The organism is Shinella sp. 838 (assembly GCF_029623935.1).
In the GTDB taxonomy this organism is placed as follows: domain Bacteria; phylum Pseudomonadota; class Alphaproteobacteria; order Rhizobiales; family Rhizobiaceae; genus Shinella.
This window is the reverse complement of the sequence record NZ_JARSBQ010000055.1, coordinates 1-1899: the sequence shown is the minus strand read 5'-3', so window position 1 is coordinate 1899 and position 1899 is coordinate 1. Positions and strand designations below refer to the sequence as shown.

2 protein-coding genes are annotated in these 1899 nt (G+C 53.1%); one reads left to right on the top strand and one right to left on the bottom strand.

Going from position 1 to position 1899, the window contains the following annotated elements:
• Positions 1–313 precede the first annotated feature (313 nt).
• Positions 314–1042, top strand: coding sequence for a Crp/Fnr family transcriptional regulator (locus P9A16_RS35510; protein WP_050747146.1), 729 nt, complete (start codon positions 314–316; stop codon positions 1040–1042).
• 218 nt (positions 1043–1260) lie between these two features.
• Here the strand turns inward: P9A16_RS35510 and P9A16_RS35505 are convergent, their stop codons facing one another.
• Positions 1261–1833 carry a helix-turn-helix transcriptional regulator gene (locus P9A16_RS35505; RefSeq protein ID WP_082343019.1) on the bottom strand — a complete coding sequence of 191 codons (573 nt, stop codon included), beginning with the start codon at positions 1831–1833 and terminating at the stop codon, positions 1261–1263.
• Between the last annotated feature and the right edge of the window lie 66 nt (positions 1834–1899).

The window sequence follows — 1899 nt, the reverse complement described above, 5'->3', positions numbered from 1 at the left end:
TAGGATCATTCATGGCGGGTGTGGTCTCCGGAAACGGCACGGATCGGCGTAAGCAACCAAATCCTACGTCATTTCAACGGTTTGAACCATATCCGCCAACCCCTCGTGAATTATTCGGGTTAGGGCATGCCGTACTCCTGTCACAAAAAACTATGTGAGAGCGGCGACGTGCGTCTTGATTTTGATCAAAAAAAACACGCAGCCCCCAAGAACTGAGGATTGCAAAATCATCACAGAATGCGCTTTTTGATTAGTGACGAATTCTTATAAGCACCTCGAGCGAATACTCTGGTCGAAGGCAATAGAGTGTATCATGGATGCAGTGCGCAAAGATATTTACAACTCGGAAATCCCCGACTTCTGCCGCGACTGCGGCGCACGGCTTGGTGGTGTCTGCGGTGCACTGACGCCTGAACAGTTGACAGAATTCAGTCGCCAGACCTCCCGCAAAGTGGTCCAGCCCGGTGGCGAACTGCATGGCCAGGGCGAACCTGTCCACTCCTATGCCAATATTCTCAAGGGCGTGGTGAAACTCACCAAGATAATGCCAGATGGCCGCCAACAGATAGTCGGCCTTCAATTCGCCCCCGACTTTATCGGCCGCCCCTTCTCCATCGAAAGTGAGTTTTCGGCTGAAGCGGCGACCAATATCGAAGTCTGCGCCTTGCCCAAGGCTGCGCTCGAACAGTTCGTCAACAATATCTCCAATTTTGGCCACCGGCTCCACAAGCAAGCGCTAAACGAACTCGACGACGCCCGTGACTGGATGCTGACGCTAGGTCGCAAGACGGCGCGCGAGAAGGTAGCGACCTTGCTGCACCTGATCGCCACCCATATTGCCCCAGACAAGTCGGAGGTTTTGCATTTCGAACTTCCCCTCACCCGGCAGGATATCGGCGACTTCCTTGGCCTCACCATCGAGACCGTCAGCCGCCAAATGACAAAGCTTCGTCAGGAAAAGGTCATCCATGTAGAGAACAACCGGACGATCACCGTCCACGATTTTGGGCGCCTCGCTGACATCGCTGGCATAGATGGATGAAGTACGATATCGATCAAGGGTAATGGGGTATGAGGATCCGACACAGACTGCTGCGGCTTGACAGAGTTTTGGCGAAAGGCGATTGAGAGCCGCAAAGAAGCGCCCAGATTGGTTAAGTGTCCTCTTTCTCAATTTTTAGGCAGGTAAAACCCTCTTGGCTATTCGGGGCATCAAAGAATAGCGACCATCTTGCAATCGGCCAGAGTTGAGAAGAGCGGCTATTGCCGTAGCGTCAGCTTCGATATTGCCTGTGCGCGCGTGGCGACCCCCAGCTTTCGCAGAATTTCACTCATGTGATATTTTACAATCCGCTCCGAAATGTCCATAATGGTAGCGATGTCGGCGTTCGACTTTCCCTCTGCCGCCCATCTAAGAATTTCTGCTTGTTTCGGCGAAAGCTCGCGCAGTGCGTGGCTTTCATCAGTTGAAATCGCTGAACAAAGACCAAGTGCCTCCGCCTTTAAGAGGCCGGAGTTTGCGATCACCACAACTGCGTGGGTCGTCCGATCATCAACTTGTTTTTCACTGTGAGCCTCCACTGAGACACAGCTGATAGTGCCAGATCGCCTAGAGAGCGGCACCAGGAGGCCACCCTTCAACGGGCTGCTATCCAGAAAATCGAGATAGCTTTGCTGATACCGGCAACTGTATATGTCTTGGTTGCTCCACCAGATCGGTTTCTCGGTTGCGACTGCGCGCGCGAGGTTCGGATCGAAATCCGCCCAATTCCGGCGCTCATGTCCCGGATCAGCGCCCTTGAGACAGAACTGGTTTAGTTGAGAAGAGAGGATTTTCGGCTCATCGTAGCTCTATCAAAGGAAGCGAAGATGAGACAGAAATCCGGGCCGCAGTCGTCA